The organism is Streptococcus tangpeifui (genome assembly GCF_011038795.1).
GTDB lineage: Bacteria > Bacillota > Bacilli > Lactobacillales > Streptococcaceae > Streptococcus > Streptococcus tangpeifui.
Map to the genome: position 1 here is coordinate 316,656 of NZ_JAAKDU010000002.1, position 20,025 is coordinate 336,680.

General features: G+C 44.1%; 19 protein-coding genes and 1 pseudogene. 17 read left to right on the forward strand and 3 right to left on the reverse strand.

The genetic code is table 11. The annotated features are described in order from the left end of the window. Nucleotides 1–359: 359 nt before the first annotated feature. The 13 genes and pseudogenes from G7Y32_RS03155 to G7Y32_RS03215 all read left to right on the forward strand — a co-directional run bounded on the left by G7Y32_RS03155 (nt 360) and on the right by G7Y32_RS03215 (nt 13,342). The gene (locus G7Y32_RS03155) at nt 360–1,394 is read left to right on the forward strand and encodes a LacI family DNA-binding transcriptional regulator (RefSeq protein WP_165210492.1); all 1,035 of its coding nucleotides are present in this window, start codon (nt 360–362) and stop codon (nt 1,392–1,394) included. A gap of 65 nt (nt 1,395–1,459) precedes the next feature. After that, a complete protein-coding gene (locus G7Y32_RS03160; protein WP_004229725.1) occupies nt 1,460–1,900 on the forward strand; it encodes a DUF7679 family protein in 441 nt (146 codons plus the stop codon). A gap of 322 nt (nt 1,901–2,222) precedes the next feature. Then, entirely contained in the window at nt 2,223–4,517 is a 2,295-nt protein-coding gene (gene pcrA, locus G7Y32_RS03165; protein WP_165210495.1) for a DNA helicase PcrA, read from the forward strand. A gap of 164 nt (nt 4,518–4,681) precedes the next feature. After that, nucleotides 4,682–5,173, forward strand: a pseudogene (locus G7Y32_RS10490) (DNA alkylation repair protein). Between the two features lie 173 nt (nt 5,174–5,346). Beyond that, nucleotides 5,347–6,627 (forward strand): O-acetylhomoserine aminocarboxypropyltransferase/cysteine synthase family protein, encoded by a 1,281-nt coding sequence (locus G7Y32_RS03175; protein WP_004225586.1) that lies wholly within the window; start codon nt 5,347–5,349, stop codon nt 6,625–6,627. A gap of 15 nt (nt 6,628–6,642) precedes the next feature. Continuing rightward, nucleotides 6,643–7,380 carry a cyclase family protein gene (locus G7Y32_RS03180; protein WP_004229079.1) on the forward strand — a complete coding sequence of 246 codons (738 nt, stop codon included), beginning with the start codon at nt 6,643–6,645 and terminating at the stop codon, nt 7,378–7,380. A gap of 171 nt (nt 7,381–7,551) precedes the next feature. Beyond that, nucleotides 7,552–8,070, forward strand: a complete 519-nt coding sequence (locus G7Y32_RS03185) for an adenine phosphoribosyltransferase (protein ID WP_004227881.1) — start codon at nt 7,552–7,554, stop codon at nt 8,068–8,070. A 105-nt stretch (nt 8,071–8,175) separates the two neighbouring features. Beyond that, entirely contained in the window at nt 8,176–9,120 is a 945-nt protein-coding gene (gene metA / locus G7Y32_RS03190) for a homoserine O-acetyltransferase MetA (RefSeq protein ID WP_165210498.1), read from the forward strand. A gap of 9 nt (nt 9,121–9,129) precedes the next feature. Beyond that, complete coding sequence (locus G7Y32_RS03195; protein ID WP_165210501.1) at nt 9,130–9,822, forward strand: DnaD domain-containing protein; 693 nt, start codon at nt 9,130–9,132, stop codon at nt 9,820–9,822. A gap of 115 nt (nt 9,823–9,937) precedes the next feature. Beyond that, nucleotides 9,938–10,615, forward strand: a complete 678-nt coding sequence (locus tag G7Y32_RS03200; RefSeq protein ID WP_165210504.1) for a tRNA (adenine(22)-N(1))-methyltransferase — start codon at nt 9,938–9,940, stop codon at nt 10,613–10,615. Further along, nucleotides 10,612–11,400 carry a Nif3-like dinuclear metal center hexameric protein gene (locus G7Y32_RS03205; protein WP_165210507.1) on the forward strand — a complete coding sequence of 263 codons (789 nt, stop codon included), beginning with the start codon at nt 10,612–10,614 and terminating at the stop codon, nt 11,398–11,400. The genes G7Y32_RS03200 and G7Y32_RS03205 overlap by 4 nt, the downstream gene beginning before the upstream one ends. A 9-nt stretch (nt 11,401–11,409) precedes the next feature. Further along, nucleotides 11,410–12,234 (forward strand): ZIP family metal transporter, encoded by an 825-nt coding sequence (locus G7Y32_RS03210; protein ID WP_165210510.1) that lies wholly within the window; start codon nt 11,410–11,412, stop codon nt 12,232–12,234. Between the two features lie 7 nt (nt 12,235–12,241). Continuing rightward, nucleotides 12,242–13,342 carry an NAD(P)/FAD-dependent oxidoreductase gene (locus G7Y32_RS03215; RefSeq protein ID WP_165210513.1) on the forward strand — a complete coding sequence of 367 codons (1,101 nt, stop codon included), beginning with the start codon at nt 12,242–12,244 and terminating at the stop codon, nt 13,340–13,342. Nucleotides 13,343–13,637: 295 nt separating this feature from the next. Here G7Y32_RS03215 and G7Y32_RS03220 read toward each other — a convergent pair whose 3' ends face one another. The 3 genes from G7Y32_RS03220 to G7Y32_RS03230 form a co-directional block, all read right to left on the reverse strand. Next, nucleotides 13,638–13,829 (reverse strand): hypothetical protein, encoded by a 192-nt coding sequence (locus tag G7Y32_RS03220; protein ID WP_165210516.1) that lies wholly within the window; start codon nt 13,827–13,829, stop codon nt 13,638–13,640. 68 nt (nt 13,830–13,897) lie between these two features. Continuing rightward, nucleotides 13,898–14,710, reverse strand: a complete 813-nt coding sequence (locus G7Y32_RS03225) for a sugar phosphate isomerase/epimerase (RefSeq protein WP_165210519.1) — start codon at nt 14,708–14,710, stop codon at nt 13,898–13,900. Between the two features lie 68 nt (nt 14,711–14,778). Beyond that, complete coding sequence (locus tag G7Y32_RS03230; RefSeq protein WP_165210522.1) at nt 14,779–15,795, reverse strand: lactonase family protein; 1,017 nt, start codon at nt 15,793–15,795, stop codon at nt 14,779–14,781. A gap of 139 nt (nt 15,796–15,934) precedes the next feature. Here G7Y32_RS03230 and G7Y32_RS03235 point away from each other — a divergent pair, with 139 nt between their 5' ends. The 4 genes from G7Y32_RS03235 to G7Y32_RS03250 form a co-directional block, all read left to right on the forward strand. Next, a complete protein-coding gene (locus G7Y32_RS03235) occupies nt 15,935–16,417 on the forward strand; it encodes an NUDIX hydrolase (protein WP_165210525.1) in 483 nt (160 codons plus the stop codon). 8 nt (nt 16,418–16,425) lie between these two features. Continuing rightward, nucleotides 16,426–17,595: an AI-2E family transporter gene (locus G7Y32_RS03240; RefSeq protein ID WP_165210528.1), complete on the forward strand. Its 1,170-nt coding sequence runs from the start codon at nt 16,426–16,428 to the stop codon at nt 17,593–17,595. Continuing rightward, entirely contained in the window at nt 17,585–18,811 is a 1,227-nt protein-coding gene (locus G7Y32_RS03245; RefSeq protein ID WP_165210531.1) for a tetratricopeptide repeat protein, read from the forward strand. Before G7Y32_RS03240 ends, G7Y32_RS03245 begins: the two co-directional genes overlap by 11 nt. Nucleotides 18,812–18,983: 172 nt before the next feature. Beyond that, the coding region (locus G7Y32_RS03250; protein ID WP_165210534.1) for an SH3 domain-containing protein at nt 18,984–20,025 on the forward strand (1,042 nt) is incomplete at its 3' end.

Below are 20,025 nucleotides of genomic sequence, written 5' to 3' on the forward strand. Positions count from 1 at the left end.
TATGCAGGCAAAATGATGGGAATAAACTCATATTTTAATCATTCGACTGATTATGAATCCGTTACTCAATCATAACTTTGATAATATTCTCATATTAATGACTCAAGAAAACCGAAAATCTCCTAGTGTGGTGAAAATCTCTGACAGCCTAGTATGTATCGAGACTTTTGCGACTGTTTATCTTTGGGAAAGATACCCTTTATCTATTGAATTGAGTTTTAAAGTCATAAATTGAAAAATATCAGAAATAGTGCTAGCCCAATTAACTGTGAGACTAAGGAGTTCTCGTTGCTTGGAATTAAATGGTTTACTTTTACGCGAAAAGAATTTAGCTACTTTTTAGAAGGGAGAGGATTATTTTGGTGACTATAAAGGATGTGGCAGAACGAGCAGGTGTCAGTCCCTCGACTGTCAGTCGAACCCTAAAGAATAGCTCTGCCATTTCGCAGAAAACAAAAGATAAGGTCAGAAAGACTATGAAGGAACTGGGGTATGTCCCAAACATTGCTGCTAAAATGTTGGCCAGTACTGATAGCCATGCTATTGGTGTTGTTTTCCCACCAATGATCAAGCAGGATCGGCATAGCCAACCCTTCAATATGGAGATTTTGACTGTTATCAATCATGAAGCTAAAAAGCACCACTATACCATTTCTGTTGTTGTAGGTTCATCAATAACTGAGTTGGAAGAGCAAATCAAGCGGATGTATGCTGAAAAGCGAGTGGATGGTTTTGTCGTCCTCTATTCTATGGCTGATGACCCAGTACAAAAATTTCTTAGGAATAATCAAATTCCCTTTGTCATTCTGGGAACACCAGTTGACTATGAGAATGAAACAACCTATGTTGATAATGACAATAAGCTCATGGCTCGTACAGCTGTCGATTATCTGGCTGAGCTTGGTCACCGTAATATTCTCTTTGTGACCGATGATCAGACCAGTGAAGTTTTTCTTGAGCGTTATATTGGCTATGAGATCGGCATGAGTCGAAAAGATTTGATTAGCCACTCTTCTGTGCTATTTGATCAATCGGATCTGCCGAATCTTCAAAAGTTTTATGACTATGTTCAGGCTAAGCATATCACGGCTCTAGTGGTTATTGATGATATGACCGCTCTCAAGGTTATGGAATTCTTCAATTGTCATGGTTTACAGGTACCGGATGATTTGTCTCTAGTTTCTTTTAACAATTCTCCTTATGCCCACATTATCCATCCTTATTTGACGTCTTTTGATATTGATATTTCAAGTTTGGGAAGGGTTACCTTTGAACGAATTTTGGCTCTGGTTCAAAAAAAGGCAAAAAATCAGGCTAAGGTTTTGGTTCCCTTTAGCTTGAAGAAGCGGGAAAGTGTGCGTGATGTCAGAGAATCAAGAGATGAAAATTCTTGAGCTAACTAGGAACGCTTATTTGGGAGCTTATGCTATAATAACTCTAACTGTAAGGGGGAGAGGTTATGGCCAAGCGTAAGAAAATTTTCTATGTCCAAGTGGAATTTTTAAATGGTAAGCGCTGGCACTATCAGCTGCCCCGCGACCTGCAAAAGCCTATGCGGATGCATTTCCATGAGCATCCTGATGATTGGAAAAACCTGCTTTTCGGGGCTTTGATAAATGTCCCGACGGACGTTTACAAAGAGTCCAATAATTACCAACCCCTCATACACTTGGCTCGGGTTCGTAAGCTTTACTATCGTTACGAGGAGCAGTACTGGCGAACTAGAGGCCAATTTTTAACCAGAGAGAATTGGCAGACAGCCGGTTTGAAACATTTTAGGGAGAGCGTTCGCTTTCTGCGACATGATTTCAGATGGCGAAACAAGCTGATTATCACTTTAGATTATTGCCGTTGGCGCTATCGCTACCGAAATTTTTTGAAAAAAGCAGGAAATATCTGATTTCTTTAGTCTGATTTAAGCAAAACCAGCTATACTATAACCATCCTAAATAAACTTTTCTTTTTCATAATCTCCGAGGAAGTGCCTAGCCGTTTGGTTAGGTTCTTTCTATTTGTATTTCTTTAAAAATAGGGTGCCTTTCCTAGGGACTACATCACCTGCGTTCAGATTTCTAATTTTTTGCGAAGACTAAATTCTCAGGCTAATTTTCAGATTTTACAGCTGCATAGAACTTAAGCATTTTCTGCGAAGTACTTAACGGCTTAGTATCTTTTTCATATTTGTGTTATAATTTTAGGGCGAAATTGAAAGGGAGAAAAGCATGAATCCTTTACTGAATGGAATGAATGACAAACAAGCAGAAGCGGTCAAAACAACGCAAGGACCGCTTTTGATTATGGCTGGAGCAGGCTCTGGTAAGACCAGAGTTTTGACTCACCGAATTGCTTATTTAATTGACGAAAAGATGGTTAATCCGTGGAATATTCTGGCTATCACTTTTACCAATAAGGCAGCTAGAGAAATGCGGGAGCGGGCCATGCTGCTCAATCCAGCTACCGAAGAGACCTTGATTGCGACCTTCCACTCCATGTGCGTACGGATTTTACGGCGGGACGCTGATCATATTGGCTATGACCGTAATTTCACCATCGTTGACCCTGGCGAACAGCGTACCCTTATGAAGCGAATCATCAAAAGTCTCAATCTAGATTCGAAAAAATGGAATGAGCGAGCTATTTTGGGAACGATTTCTAATGCTAAGAATGACTTGATTGATGAAATTGCTTATGAGAGTCAAGCTGGTGATATGTACACGCAGATTGTTGCCAAGTGCTACAAAGCTTATCAGGAAGAATTGCGCCGCAGCGAAGCCATGGACTTTGATGATTTGATCATGCTGACGCTTCGCCTCTTCGACAGTCACCCCAATGTTTTGGCTTATTATCAGCAGCGCTATCAGTATATCCATGTCGATGAGTATCAAGATACCAATCATGCCCAGTATCAGCTGGTTAAGCTCTTGGCATCTCGCTTTAAAAATATCTGCGTAGTCGGGGATGCTGACCAATCCATCTACGGCTGGCGCGGTGCTGATATGCAGAATATCCTAGATTTTGAAAAGGATTATCCTGAGGCCGCAGTTGTTCTCTTGGAAGAAAATTATCGCTCCACCAAGAAAATCCTTCAAGCCGCCAATGATGTGATCAATCATAATCGTAATCGGCGTCCTAAAAAACTTTGGACACAGAATGCGGACGGTGAAGAAATCACGTATTACCGTGCCAATGATGAAAGGGATGAGGCCGTTTTTGTCGCTTCAACGATTGACCGAGAAGTGCGCGACAATGGACGTGATTTCAAGGACTTCGCTGTCCTCTACCGTACCAATGCTCAGTCACGGACTATTGAAGAAGCCCTGCTCAAATCCAACATTCCCTACACTATGGTTGGCGGTACCAAGTTCTACAGCCGCAAGGAAATCCGTGATGTCATTTCTTATCTCAATGTTATTGCCAATACCCATGACAATATCAGCTATGAGCGAATTGTTAACGAGCCCAAGCGAGGTGTGGGACCTGGCACATTGGAGAAAATACGGACCTTTGCTCTTGGGCAGAATCTCAGTCTACTGGAAGCCTCTGAGCAAATCATGCTCTCGCCTATAAAGGGGAAGGCAGCACAGGCCGTTTGGGATTTAGCTAACACGCTATTGACGCTGCGATCAGACTTAGATAAATACAGCCTTACCGAGTTAGTAGAAGAAGTACTAGACAATACTGGTTATTTGGAAGCCTTGCAGCTGCAAAACACCTTAGAAAGTCAGGCTCGGATTGAAAATATTGAAGAATTCTTGACCGTTACTAAAAACTTTGATGACAATAAGGAAGATGCTCCTGAAGATGAAACTGGTCTGGATAGGCTCAGCCGTTTCCTTAACGACTTGGCTCTGATTGCAGATACTGATGATGGTGATGCCGAATCAGCTGAGGTGACCCTCATGACCCTGCATGCGGCCAAGGGATTAGAGTTTCCTGTCGTCTTTCTCATCGGTATGGAAGAAAATGTTTTTCCTTTGAGTCGGGCAGCCGAAGATCAAGATGAGTTAGAAGAGGAACGCCGTCTGGCCTATGTTGGGATTACCCGAGCGGAAGAAGTCCTCTACCTAACCAATGCCAATAGTCGCACCCTCTTTGGGAAATCCAGCTACAATCGGCCAACACGTTTTATCAAGGAAATTTCCGATGATCTGCTGAATTACCAGGGTCTGGCTCGGCCTGTCAATACGTCCTTTGTGGCTAGTTATAGTGACAGCAGCGAAACGAAGTTTGGTCAAGGTATGAGTTTAGCTCAGGCTCTGCAAGCCAGAAAATCCCAAGCAGCTCCTAAATCCTTTGCACCCGCCCGCCCCGCAGGGGCTCAAGCTCAGTCAGCAGGTTCTGATAAGCCGGCTGTCGATTGGCAAATCGGTGACATCGCTCACCACCGTAAGTGGGGGGATGGTACAGTACTAGAAGTCTCCGGATCCGGCAAGACACAGGAACTCAAAATCAATTTCCCAGAAGTCGGTCTCAAAAAAGTTTTGGCCAGTGTGGCGCCGATTGAAAAAGGAAGCTAAAAATAACCCTTCGCTAACCGCCTTATTTGAAAGAGCAGCCTATCGAGATAAGGCAGGCAGCATGGAGGTCTACCTGCGCCCTCATTTCCCTTCTATGAGATTCAGACTTCTCAAAGACAGGCCTTGTATCAGGATTTTCTAAACAATGAAAAAAGCCAAAACAGATTGACCAGAAACTTTTAGAGGCTTGCTGGCAGGCGAACCAGTCTGACTACCAATATTTTGTCGGAGATTACCTGAGAGCCTTTCAAAAAGTGCTGATCCTTGAGGATATTCCTAGAATAGAGCGTTTTGCAAGGAGCAAGCAGCGGTCGAATATGATTGGTTTTCTGGACAGGATTAGCGGTGAAATTGGCCTCACTGATAAATGTGTTAATGATGTGATGCCGGCTTGGGCAAATGATGATAATGATTTTTGGATGAAACGGCTGGCTTATTGATCATCAGCTGGGAAGAAAGACAGCTACCGATACAGTACTGCTTGAGCAAATTTTAGCAGCCAACCTTGGAAACGATGAGTTTTTCATCAATAAGGAATCAGTTGGGTTCTGTGAGATTGCTCAAAAATAGATCCTGACTGGGTACGATATTTTCTCAAAGAATATGGGCACCTCATGTCCTCCTTGTTTATCAAGGAAAGCAGCAAGCATTTATAACCTCAGTGAGCCAAGTCTAAATGTGGATAGATTTTAGACGAATCAGTCTGATATTTTTACCATAAACGCATGAGATATAGCTTTCGGCTATATCTTTTTTATTTAGATAACTATTAGTCAAGAAAAAGTTTTAGGTGTAAAATAAGCCTAATGATATCTATGGAGGAATGATTATGACAACAGACTATTCATTTGAAACCCTACAGCTGCACGCCGGTCAAACAGTCGATCCAACGACTAAATCACGTGCCCTGCCGATTTACCAAACCACATCCTATGTTTTTAATGATTCGCAGGATGCTGAGGATTCTTTTGCTCTGCGGACAGAAGGAAATATCTATACGCGGATTACCAATCCAACGACTGCCGTTTTTGAAGAGCGGATGGCAGCGTTAGAAGGCGGTGTCGGTGCTTTGGCGACGGCTTCTGGCATGGCAGCCATTACTTATACGGCTCTTGCTTTAGCGCATGCTGGGGACCACATTGTATCAGCAACGACAGTATACGGCGGTACCTTTAACTTACTCAAAGAAACCCTGCCGCGCTATGGGATTACAACCAGTTTTGTGGACGTGGCTGATTTTGCCGCTATCGAAGCCGCTGTTAAGGACAACACCAAGTTTATTTTAGCTGAGACGCTGGGAAATCCCTTGGGGAATGTTGCTGATCTTGAAAAACTCGCAGAGATTGCCCATCGTCATAGTATTCCTTTGGTTGTTGACAATACCTTTGCCACCCCTTATCTCATCAATGTTTTCTCATACGGTGTTGATATTGCCGTGCATTCGGCCACTAAATTTATCGGCGGTCACGGTACCTCTATCGGTGGTGTAATTGTGGACTCGGGCCAATTTGACTGGGAAAAATCCGGGAAATTCCCGCAGTTTGTCGATGAAGACCCGTCTTACCATAATCTCAGCTATACCCGTGATATCGGGGCAGCAGCCTTTATTACAGCGGTTCGCACACAATTGCTGCGCGATACCGGTGCCTGCCTCTCGCCCTTCAATGCCTTTCTTCTGACACAAGGACTGGAGACTTTGTCTCTGCGGGTTGAACGCCATGTTGAAAATGCCAAGAAAATCGCAGAATATCTGGAAAATCATCCTAAAGTGACTAAGGTCAACTATGCCAGTCTGCCATCAAGTCCTTACTACGAATTGGCACAAAAATATCTGCCTAAGGGTGCCAGCTCTATCTTTACCTTCAATGTCGCAGGAGGAGCAGAAGCTGCTCGTAAGGTGATTGACAGCTTAGCCATTTTTTCAGATCTTGCCAATGTCGCTGATGCTAAGTCTCTTGTGGTGCATCCGGCCACCACAACTCACGGTCAGATGAGTCCGGAGGATCTCCTTGCCTGCGGTATTGAACCTAACCAAATCCGTATTTCTATCGGTTTGGAAAATGTCAATGATTTGATTAGTGATTTGGATCAAGCTTTAAAACAGATATAATTTGGGAGGTTTTTTATGGTAAGTCTGAAAGAAGCCTTTGCCATCTTTAAACAGGCAAAATTAGTTGATTTAACCCATCAAATTTCAGAGACCAGTCCCCATTTTCCTGCCTTACCAGCTCTTGAAAAAAAGGACATTTTTACCCTTGAAGATGGTTTTCATGTCCAACAATTCAAAGTGGTCGGTCAATACGGCACACATATTGATGCCCCTGTTCATTTTGTGGAAGGCGGTAAATGGCTAGATGAACTCCCCCTAGAAGACCTTTTCTTGCCTCTTTATGTTTTGGACTTATCCAAAGAGGTTGCTGAAAATCCCAATTATGAAGTGCGGGTAGAGGATATTTTAGATTTTGAAAAGAAACATGGCAGGATAGAAGCAGCTGCCTTTGTCGCTTTTCGGAGTGACTGGTCTAAAAGATGGCCCAACCAAGACGCTATCAGGAATCTCAACACTCAAGGTGTGCAAGAAACGCCGGGCTGGAGTCGGGAAGCTCTGGAGTTCCTCATCAAAGAGAGAAAGGTTAAGGCTCTCGGACATGAAACCTTAGATACCGATAGTGGTCAGACGGCTGCTAAAAATGGAGCTCTCCTTAATGAATATTATCTTCTGGAACAAGGCATTTACCAGCTGGAAGTCATGGCTAATTTGGATCAAGTTCCAGCAACTGGCAGCTTTATTGCTATTAGTTATCCCCATTGGGAAAAAGCCACCGGTTCCCCTGTTAGAGCCTTTGCCTATGTTGAACAATGAGAAATTTGGTAGTCAATTTGGCTACCAAATTTTTCGTCCTTATTTCAGGCTGAGGTCTTCTTGATGAGGGTTGAACCCTATGCTTCAAAATAATTTTTAAATCTTTTATGCCAATTTATGCTATAATGAAATGTAAAACATTTTTGGCTGAGAGCCGATAGAAAGAGCGTTATGGATTTAACAAAGTATATTGCATCAATTAAAGATTACCCTCAAAAAGGCATTACCTTCCGTGATATTTCTCCTTTAATGGCTGATGGCAATGCCTACAGCTATGCTGTTCGTGAGATTGTCCAGTACGCTACAGACAAAAAGATTGATATGATTGTTGGACCTGAAGCGCGCGGTTTCATCGTTGGTTGTCCAGTTGCCTATGAATTGGGAATCGGCTTTGCACCAGTGCGTAAGCCTGGTAAATTGCCCCGCGAGGTTATCTCTGCTGACTATCAAAAAGAATATGGGATGGATACCTTGACCATGCATGCTGATTCTATTAAACCAGGTCAACGGGTCCTAATCGTGGATGACTTGCTGGCGACAGGCGGAACAGTTAAGGCCACCATTGAGATGGTAGAACGTCTTGGGGGGATTGTTGCTGGCTGTGCCTTCCTGATTGAGCTGGATGGCCTTAATGGCCGTCAGGCTATCGAGGGTTACGATACTAAAATTTTGATGAACTTCCCCGGCTGAGAGTTATAGACAGGACTTATAGCCTAACCTAACAAGGTTCTATTTGAAAAGCCTATCCCCATGTTTTATAATAGAAGTAGTCTATTATAGAATGGGGATATTTTCATGCCAATTACGCTCAATAAGAAATTGCCAGCCGTTGATATTTTAAAAAATGAGAATATCTTCGTTATGGATGATGCCCGGGCGAGAGGACAGGATATCCGGCCTATCAAGGTTTTGATTCTCAATCTCATGCCAACCAAGGAAGCGACGGAAACTCAGCTCTTACGCTATCTGTCCAATACGCCCCTGCAAGTCAAGCTGGACTTCCTTTATATGACCAGTCACCAACCTAAAAATACCAAGCCTGAACATCTGGAGACCTTCTACAAAACCTTTGCGGATATTAAGGCTGACTATTTTGATGGCCTGATTATCACAGGGGCACCGGTTGAAACCCTGCCTTTTGAGGCAGTAGACTATTGGCAGGAGCTCTGCCAAATTTTTGACTGGGCTAGGCGCCATGTCTACTCGACCTTGCACCTCTGTTGGGGAGCTCAAGCCGGCCTTTATTATAGGTATGGGGTTGATAAGGCTTTGATGGATCATAAGCTATCTGGTATCTACTCTCAGGATGTGGTTGAGCATTTTTCTCCCCTTATGCGGGGTTTTGATGATAGTTTCCTATCTCCCCATTCTAGGCATACCCAAGTGACGGAAGCAGATGTACGTGCCAAGACCAATCTGCAAATTCTAGCCAAAGGGGAGGAAGTTGGCCTGTCCATTTTAGCCAGCCGCGATTTGCGGGAGGTTTATAGCTTTGGGCATCTGGAGTATGACCGCGATACTCTTAAGCGAGAGTATCAGAGAGATATGAGGGCCCATAAAGGGTCTAGTCTGCCGGTCAATTATTTTCCCCAAGGCCAACCAAGCCAGCAACCGCCCCTCCGCTGGAGTTTAGCAGCTTCAACCTTCTTCACCAACTGGCTCAATTATGCTGTCTACCAAGAAACGCCTTACCGATTGGAGGATTTGGAAAAAACAGGCAGCCTCTACGGTTATTTATAAAGAGGAACTATGACATTTTTAGAGAATTATCAAAACGGCAATCTGGTTCTGCCCAGCAGCCTACTCTTTCATTTTAAAGACATTTTTTCAAGCGCCGATGATTATTTGGTCTGGCAGTTCTTCTATCTGCAAAATACGACCAAGGTGGACGAAATGCCTTCCAGCCGAGTCGCAGATGCCTTGGGCAAAACGGTGGCAGAAATTAATCAAGCCATCTCCAATCTGACCAATCAAGAACTCTTGGTCATGAAGACTATTGAATTGGATGGTGAGACTGATATTATCTTTGATGCCAGTCCAGTTCTCAAGCGCTTGGATGACTTGCTTGGCAGTTCAGCTCAAGGCAGTCCAGCCCAACTAGATCCTCTTGATAATGCCAATGACTTGCAGGCCCTTATCAATGATTTTGAAAAGTCAGGCTGGATGCTGACGCCCTTTGAATTGGAGGACCTGCAAAAATATATCCGAGAAGACGGTCTCAGTCCGGACTTAATCCGTGAGGCCCTCAAAGAGAGCATTTTCAATAGCAAACGCAATTGGAAATACCTGACAGCTATTCTGCGACGCTGGACCCGTGATGGAATTACGACGGTTCGGCAAATTGAGGAGCGCCGTCAAGAGCGGGATCAAGCAAATCCTACTAAGGTTCAGGTATCGGATGATTTCCTCAATGCCATGAATCTTTGGAATGAGCAGGATTGACGGAATAAGGCGATAATGATCGTTAAAGAGGCTGAGACACAAATGGTCTTGGCCTTTTGCCGTTCTGACCGAAGATAAGGAGGCAAGAAGGCGTTTTTCTGCTATAATAATGATTATGGAAACAAATATTTCACAGCGTCTGCTGGATGTGGCAGATTTTATTCCCGGAGGGGCTAAATTGTTGGATGTGGGTAGCGATCACGCCTATCTCCCTATCTATCTTTTACAGGAAGGGCTGATCAACTCGGCCATTGCCGGCGAGGTTGCACAGGGGCCTTGCAGGTCGGCTCTGGCTAATGTAGCGGCAGCTGGCTTAAACCAGCAAATAGAGGTCCGTCTAGCTGACGGCCTAGATGCCTTTGATTCTGCTGATGGCGTGACGACTATTGCTATCTGTGGCATGGGGGGACGACTGATTGCGGATATTTTGACAGCTGGTCAGGAAAAGTTAACAGATTTAGATCGTCTGGTTCTCCAGCCTAATAATCGCGAGGATGATGTCCGAGCTTGGCTGTCAGACCATGATTTTCAAATTATTGCCGAGAAGATCATGACAGAAAAGAGAAAATTCTATGAAATCATTGTGGCCCAGCCTGGACGGGAAGGGCTAAGCCCATTCGAGCAGCGCTTTGGTCCAAGACACCTAGAAGAAAAATCAGCAGGATTTCTAGCCAAATGGCGCAGAGAGTTAGAAAAACTGGAATTGGCCCTGACCAAGATTCCAGAAGTGAATCAAGGAGACCGGCTGGCTATCAAACAAAGAATAGAAGCTATTAAGGAGGCGATTAAATGAAGGCTAAAGAATTTATTGAAAAATATGAAGGCTATTGCCCGCAAGAGCTTTCAATGGAAGGGGATATTTCCGGACTCCAAGTAGGGGATCTAAATAGGGACATCAAGCGGGTTATGGTGACTTTGGATGTTCGAGAAAATACAGTTGCAGAAGCTATCGAAAAAGAGATTGACTTGATTATTACCAAGCACGCCCCCGTCTTTCGTCCTCTCAAGGATCTGACTAGCAGTCCACGTAATGACATCCTTTTAGATCTAGTCAAGCACGATATCGCTGTCTACGTCAGCCATACCAATATTGATATCGTTCCTGATGGTCTCAATGACTGGTTTTGTGACCTCTTGGATATCCAAGAAAGAGAGTACTTGACCCCTACAGCTGATGGTTATGGTATTGGCCGTGTAGGAAATATTCACCCACAAAGCTTAGAAGACTTAGCCCTAAAAGTTAAAGCTGCCTTTGATTTGGACAGTGTCCGATTGGTTTGTTATAATGGTGCTAATCCAACCGTCAGTCGGATCGCCATCTGCGGTGGCAGCGGTCAGAATTTTTACCAGGATGCCCTAGCTAAAGGGGCTCAGGTATTTATAACGGGCGACATTTATTACCACACCGCCCAAGATATGCTGACGGATGGCCTTCTGGCTATAGATCCTGGTCACCACATTGAAGTACTCTTTATTGAAAAATTACTGGTGAAGCTGACAGCTTGGAAAGAAGCGGCAGGCTGGGATCTAGATATTCTACCAAGTCAGTCTTCCACCAATCCTTTTAGTCATCTTTAGGAGGTAGGTATGGACTGGATTTTATCACAAAATGTCGTTTTATTAGCCCTCCTAGCAGGCCTCTTTACTTGGGGCTGTACTATTGTTGGAGCAGCTATCGTTTTCTTTTTTAAAGCCATCAGTCGACGGCTTTTAGACACCATGATGGGCTTTGCGGCGGGCGTTATGATTGCCGCTTCGTTCTGGTCCCTCTTAGAGCCTTCCATTAGCTATTCCAAAGCTGACTATGGTGGTTGGTCTTGGGTCCCAGCAGCAGTTGGCTTTTTGGTGGGGGGACTGGCCCTTCGCTTGATTGATGCCCTAGTTCCCCACCTGCACTTGGATAAGGCCGATGTCAGTCAAGCCGAAGGCCTTCAGCCTCCAAAGAAATTGTCCAAGACAGCCCTGCTTTTCTTGGCTATTACCATCCATAACTTTCCAGAAGGGTTGGCTGTCGGTGTCACTTTTGGGGCATTAGCTGGTGGTCATCCTAGCCAAGCGGCTCTCTTAGGTGCTATTGGATTGGCTATTGGGATTGGCCTTCAGAATGTTCCTGAAGGAGCAGCTCTATCTATTCCAATTCGGGCCGATGGTAAGTCACGCCTGCGAGCTTTCTATCTAGGGTCTATGTCAGCAATCGTTGAGCCCATCGGAGCAGTTTTAGGAGCGGGTCTAGTCATGCTGATGATGCCCATCCTCCCTTATGCTCTTTCCTTTGCAGCTGGTGCCATGATCTTCGTTGTGGTTGAAGAATTGATCCCAGAATCTCAGACTAATGGTAATACTGATATTGCGACTTTAGGTTTGATGCTTGGTTTTGTGATAATGATGGTCATGGATGTGGCCTTAGGATAGGAGAACTATGAAAGTTGCAGTAGTCGGGGCAGGTATCGTTGGAGCAACGGCTGCCTATTATCTCTCAAAAGAAAGAGACTGTCAGCTGACGGTCTTTGATCATGGACAAGGTCAGGCAACCAAAGCAGCAGCTGGTATTATCAGTCCCTGGTTTTCCAAGCGGCGCAATAAAGCTTGGTATAAAATGGCTCGTCTGGGAGCTGATTGCTATAAGGACCTGATAACTGACTTGCAGAATGATGGTTGGGATACTAGCTTCTATAAGCAGACAGGTGTCTACTTGCTCAAGCATGATGAGACTAAGTTGGCAGAGCTAAAAGCGTTGGCCAGCAGTCGGCGAGAGGAATCCCCTCTGATTGGTCAACTTGAAATTATAAATCAGAAAGAAGTGAATAAGAGGTTTCCAAATTTGCAAGGCTTTGACCAGCTGCTCTACGCCTCTGGCGGCGCTCGAGTTGAAGGAGCCAGTCTAACTGAGACTCTTTTGGCAGCCAGTAGCTGTCAGGTCATTCAGGGAAAGGTCAGTTTGAAAGTCTTGGCAGACGGAACCTATCAGCTCGCTGGCCAGTCCTTTGATCAGGTTCTGTTAGCAACAGGGGCCTGGTTGCCAGAAATTCTTGAACCGCTCGGTTATGAAGTGGCTGTCCGTCCTCAGAAAGGTCAGTTGCGAGACTATTTCTTTGATGATTTACTAACTGATAACTGGCCTGTTGTCATGCCAGAAGGAGAACTGGATATTATTCCTTTTAAGGCAGGACAAGTGTCGGTAGGCGCTAGTCACGAAAATGAGCAGGGCTATGATTTGACACCAGATGCTCAGATTTTACAGGAGTTAGAAAGTCAGGCTGAGACCTATCTGCCTATTCTTTCTCGTGCTACACGGCATCAAGAACGGGTGGGAACCCGAGCCTATACCAGTGACTTTGCTCCTTTTTATGGGCAAGTTCCTGAACTGACGGGGGTCTTTGCAGCCTCAGGCTTAGGATCATCAGGCTTAACCACAGGCCCTCTGATTGCCAAAGAGTTAGTCAATCTCTTGGTAGGGAAGTCTGGTCAGCTGGATAAGAAAGACTATCCCATCGAACGCTATATAAATAAGAAAAGTTGAGTGTGAACGTCAACTTTTTTGTTTTCCAAAAGTATTGCCCTTTAATCTCAGTAAAATATCTCACCAGACAGAGTAATAAGCGGTTACGTTTGGGAAAAGATATGAGAGCTGAGTTTCAAAACCCCCGTTTGACAACTGGTTTGAACTAAAGTTATAAGACCATAAAGCCTGCTGGTTAAAGATGTTAATTTTTACTAAAGTCTCATAAATAAAAAACACAACCGAAATCTTTTGACACCTTAGTGATGGAAGAGTTAGTTGTGTTTTTTGCTGAGAGCTAACATTTTCTCAATTATTATTTACCAAAAAGGCCCTTAACCTTGTCTAGGACGCCATCAGCATCCTTGACGCCTGCCAAGAGATCCTTGGCTTGATTAAAATAGTCACCCAAATCATCTTTGTGCTGTTCTATAAAAGCTTGAGCAGCTGAGAAATCCTTCTTCTCAATCAGTTCCTTAACTTGGTTAAATAGTTCGCTTGGATTCATTGTTTCTCTCCTTTATTTTATGGTAAGACCGAGATTATTCTTTTATTAAAGCATAACCCTTTTAAATATCAAACTAGATTGCTTAAAAACGCATGGCTGGCTAATTGTTCTTGCGGATCATTGATATTCTTGACGACAATTTCATAGATAGCACTGGCTTGTGGATTAAGTCGCTCTAAAACGCCTGACCAATCGGTAATGCCTTGTCCTAAAGGAAGACTATCATGGCTCTTCCCCATGGTGTCTACTAAGTGGTAGTGATGACTATTGGCTTTTAACCTTTCCAGAGAGTCTAATAAAGCTTGGTTATCTCCTCTGGCCTTAATCAAGGCATGAGAAGTATCGAAAGCTAAGCGATACCCTCTTGCTAAAATCTCTTGGTCATAGCTAGGGTCTCCAAAGAAAAAAATCGGTGAAATACCATTTTCAAAGAGAATGTGTTGCCCACCCAGCTGACTAAACTGGTCCAAGCGCTCAAATGATGTTTGTTTGGCATTTTCAAGACTGCCATAATAATCTAGTACTTGAGGATTTTTAAGCTCATAAGAACCATGGATCAAAACTTGACAATCATGGTCGAAGGCCAGCTCCAGTAAATCATTAGTTGACTTTTCTAGAAAGTAGTAGGTCTCAGGCAAGAGAATCTGCGGGATAATCATTTCTAGAAATTCCCCCTGATACTTCATGGGCTGATGCAGCACAATCCGCCTAGTCGTCTGATTCTGAACCTGCAAAATAGCCTCTTCTAACCGCTTGAGTCCTTCCTTAGAAAAATCCTCCTGGCTGGTGTAAAATTCAAAAACCTCCGGCTTATAACGGAGACGGCTGGCTAATTGCTGAGGGTCAGCAGATGCCTTGAGCCCTAAGACAGGTTTGAACATGAGAATATCTCCTGTAAATGATCTAGCTTTATAATCACATTGATGTACCTTATCAGCCCACAATCGTTTTAGGACCTAGGCCGATTAACCAGACAAACGGCTTCAGGAACATAGAAATCATGGTTGACCTCTGTCAGTTTCCCAGTTTCTGGATGGCGTTGGAAGACAGTGATATTGTCCGAATCTTGATGGGCAACTAAAAGATACTTTTCGTCAGCAGTCAGACAGATATCTCGTGGTGTTTTCCCATGACTGGGTACAATATCAATCAAGTGAATATAACCGTCCAGAATAAATTGGTAGCAGGCGATGGAATTGTGGCCGCGGTTGGATACGTAGAGGAACCAACCATCGCTGGTTACTTCAACAGCAGCAGGAGCATTGAAACCAGAGTAGTCATCTGGCAGGGTGGTGATGGATTGATAAGTCTCGAAATTTCCACACCCCTGATAAATCAAATTATGAACCGTTGAATCGAGTTCACAGACCACAAAGGCGTGTTTAAAAATAGGGTGGAAGGCTAGGTGACGGGGGCCACTGCCAGCGGGGAAGTGGTAATTATCAATAGGCTGTACCCTGCCAGACTCACTCAAGGCGTAGCTGGTTAAATCATCAGTTCCCAAATCACAGGTCAATAAGTAGCGATCGGGGCTGATATCAGCAAAATGAATTCTAGCATGATCTTGATGGGCATGAGGACCAGTACCCTGATGGACAATCCGATTGACCAATTTTAAATGGCCATCATCCTGACGCTTGTAAATCAGAGCCTGCCCTGTGTGGTAATTAGCTGAGAAAACCAAATCTCGCTTGCCATCTAAACCTAGATAACAAGGAGCTGCTCCGTCTTCAACCACCTGATTAAGAGGCTGGAAATCAGGAGAGTAACTTGCGACCCCTCCTTGATTCTTATCACTAGCGATACTATAGAGACAGTCATCAGCACTGAAAGCCAGATAGGTTGGATTTTGCTGGCTGGCTACTAACTGGAGATTGGACAGTTGCCCAGTCTCATTGTCAAAGTCAGCCTTATAAATTCCCTGAGACTGACGCTTAGTATAGGTGCCAAAATAGATTTCTTCCATATTAACCTCTCTGTCTAAAGGCTGGACATTTTATCCGTTACCAGCCGAATCGTAAGCCGTAAAGCCTTTTCTATGAAGAAATTATAGCATTTTTTTGTTAAAATAAATATACTGATTATAAGTAATGAAAGAAGACCCTATGACCAAACTAGCCACCATCTGCTATATTGATAATGGGAAAGAGCTGCTTCTTATGCTCCGCAATAAAAAGCCTAATGATGTTCATGAAGGCAAGTGGATTTCTGTCGGAGGTAAGCTTGAAGCAGGTGAGACACCTGAGGAATGTGCCCAAAGGGAAATTTTCGAAGAAACCCATCTGACCGTTAAGAAAATGGATTTTAAAGGCCTGATTACCTTTCCTGAATTCACACCGGGACATGACTGGTACACCTATGTTTTTAAGGTAACGGATTTTGAAGGCGATTTGATTTCTGATGAAGAGTCACGCGAAGGCACACTGGAATGGGTTCCCTATGACCAAGTTCTGTCCAAGCCAACTTGGGAAGGGGACTATGAAATTTTTAAGTGGATTTTGCAGGATACCCCTTTTTTCTCAGCTAAGTTTACCTACGACCAATTGGGAAACTTGGTTGAAAAAACCGTTCAATTTTATGATAACTAAGGAATAACATGGATAAGAAAAACGAAAAATTTTACGAGAGTTGGTTTTATAAATGGGTCCTTGATAATCGCTTCGTCAGCAGTCTGGTTGTAATCATCCTGACTTTTCTGGCTCTTTATCTCTTGACCCAAGTCAGTTTTATTTTTACAGCTCTGGCTAGCTTTGTTACCGTAGTGATGTTACCGATTGTTATTTCGGTTTTGATTTATTATCTGCTTAAACCTCCGGTTCGATTTGTCGAACGCCATCTGCATGTCAGGCGAACATGGGCCATTAGTCTGGTTTATGTGCTGATTGTCGGTCTCTTGGTTTGGGGCGGTTCCAGTCTCTTTCCTATGTTGCAGGATCAAATCCTGTCTTTCATCAATAATTTGCCTCATTACATCAAGTCTGTTGAACATCAGATCAACCAAATCCTAGCCGATCGCCGTTTTGAAATGATCCGCCCTCAACTGGAAGATTGGGTGAACAATTATAGCAGCAAGGCCGTTGACTATGCTGAAAACTTCTCTAAAAATATTGTCAGCTGGGCTGGCGACTTTGCCTCGGCTGTAACTAGGGTAGCTATTGCTATCGTAATGATGCCCTTTATTGTTTTCTACCTGCTGCGCGATAGTGACAAGCTCAAGGAAAATATTCTTAAAACCATCCCAGTCAACTGGCGCAAACCCATTTCCCGGATTCTCAGTGATGTCAACTCTCAATGGCAGGGCTATGTGCAAGGCCAAGTAACCGTAGCTATTATTGTCGGGATTATGTTCTCCATTCTCTTTTCAATCATCGGTCTGCGTTACGCTGTAGCGCTGGGCATTTCAGCAGGCTTTCTCAATATGATTCCCTACTTAGGTTCCTTCTTAGCCTTGATTCCTGCTATGATTTTAGGGCTTGTTGAAGGGCCTTGGATGCTGATTAAGGTCCTGATTGCCTTTGCCATTGAGCAAACCATTGAGGGACGTTTCGTTTCACCTCTGGTCTTGGGAACAAAACTCAGCATTCACCCGATTATGATTCTTTTCATCCTTTTGGCCTCTGGTTCTGTCTTTGGTATCTGGGGGGTACTTTTAGGAATCCCAGTCTACTCGGCCCTGAAAGTTGTTGTCAAGGAAATCTTTGACTGGTATCGCGACTTCAGCGGCCTTTACAATGAAGAAAGTGAGCAAGACGACCGTGTTAAATAGTGAAAAAATGATTGCTTCTCTGGATCAGGGAGATTTGGAGCACGCTAACAAATATTTCCAGAGAGCCTTGGTCCAAGACGATGCCGAGACGCTTTTATCCTTGGCTCAATATCTCGAAAGTATCGGTTTTTTACCGCAGGCTAAGGAAATCTATCTGCAAGAGTTGGCTGCCTATCCCGAAGTAGCCATCAATTTAGCCCAAATTGCAGCAGAAGATGGCGAAATTGAAGAGGCCTTCGGCTATCTGGATACTATAGATCCAGAGGATCCTAATTACCTGTCTGCTCTCATGGTCATGGCAGATCTCTATGATATAGAAGGATTGACCGATGTGGCGCGTGAAAAGATGCTGGAGGCTTCACAAATCAGCGAGGAACCTTTGATTATCTTTGGCTTGGCTGAGCTGGATTATCAGCTGGGGAATTTTGACCAAGCGATTAAAGAATACGCCCAACTAGATAATCGTGAGATTCTGGGAACAACAGGTGTATCGACCTACCAGCGTATCGGCCGTGCCTATGCCAGCTTAGGAAAATTTGAAGCAGCTGTGGAATTTTTGGAAAAAGCAGTTCAAATCGAATATGAGGATGCAACTGTTTTTGAATTGGCAACTATTCTCTATGATCAAGAGGAATATCAGAAAGCCAACCTTTACTTCAAACAGCTGGACACTATGAACCCTGATTTTGAAGGTTATGAATACGTCTACGCCCTCTCTCTGCATGAAGAGCATAAGATAGAAGAAGCTCTTAAATTAGTCCAGCAAGGCCTGTCCAAAAATGAGTTTGACAGTCAGCTCTTGCTTCTAGCCTCCCAACTGTCCTATGAAAATCATGACAGCAAGGCAGCAGAAACTTATCTCTTATCTGCTAAGGATTTGGCAGAAGATCTAGAGGATGTTCTGATGCGACTGTCTAACCTTTATCTGGAAGAGGAGCGCTATCAGGGAGTCCTTGCCCTTGAGCAGGAAGATATTGACAGCGTTCTGACCAAGTGGAACTTAGCCAAGGCATATCAGGCCCTCGATCAGGAAGAAGAAGCGCTGGAGCATTTTCAAGCTATTGCTGATGACCTCAAGGACAATCCGGAGTTTCTGCAGGACTATGCCTACATTTTGAGGGAATTTGGCTACCGCGATCAGGCCCGTCAAATCGTCCAGCACTACCTAGAATTGGTACCAGATGATATGAATATGGCTGAATTTTTGGGGGAATAAGTAAAAATTGGTAATCGAAGGCTTAACGGCCTTCTTTTTTTATGGGATAATTTTTCAAAAATATGACAAAAATTACAATTATATGTTGAAAACGCTTTCTTTTATTGTTATAATAATCCTAGAGATTAACTTATAACAAAACAAATATTTTAGTAAGAAAGGAGATTAATTCATGAAAAGAGCTCCTATTTGGAATGAAAGACAACGTTTTTCCATTCGTAAATATTCCTTTGGTGCGGCCTCAGTCCTAATCGGTGCTAGTTTATTCTTCGGCGGTCAAGTACTGGCTGATGAACAAGCAGTGCCAGCGAGTCAGCCTCAAGACCAAACGGTTCAAACCACCGTTGCCGACCAGCCCGTTCAAGATGGGAATAGCTTAGCTTCTCAGACAGAAGACAGTAACACTGCAGTCCTTTCAGACAAGGCATCTGTGTCTCAACAAGCTAGTCAGGATTCAGCTCAGGCCACGGCAGAAACGTCTGCTCCCACAGACGCTGTGACAAGTACTGCAGCAGCAACGCCAGCTAGGGTGGACACTGCCACCCAGACGGATGTTATGCCCGCTCAGGTTGAGGCACAATCAGCAGTTCAAACGGTTAGTGTCACCTCACAGCAGAACGAAAGTTCAGCACCGACTCAAGCAAAGCCAGCTGTGACGAGAGCGTCTGTGGCGACAACGGTTCAAGCGGTTGGCAAAGATATCCCAAGTTCAGGCTATTATACCTATCCAGAGCGTACAGAAGTCAAGAATAGTCCCTCTGCCAGTGCGCCCCTCGCCTTTTACGCCAATGCTGGTGACCGTGTTTACTATGACCAAGTGCTCACTCAAGATGGCTATCAATGGCTGAGCTACAAATCTTACAGCGGCATTCGCCGTTATGCCAATATTGCAAAGCTAGAGGTTAAGGAAGTTCCAGCACCCTCAGTCCCTAAAACTCAGTCCGGAACCGGTGGCAAAGATATCCCAAGTTCAGGCTATTATACCTATCCAGAGCGTACAGAAGTCAAGAATAGTCCGTCTGCCAGTGCACCCCTCGCCTTTTACGCCAATGCTGGTGACCGTGTTTACTATGACCAAGTGCTCACTCAAGATGGCTATCAATGGCTGAGCTACAAGTCTTACAGCGGTATTCGCCGTTATGCCAATATTGCAAAGCTAGAGGTTAAGGAAGTTCCAGCACCTAAGACAGACAATCAGTCAGCAGGAGACAGCG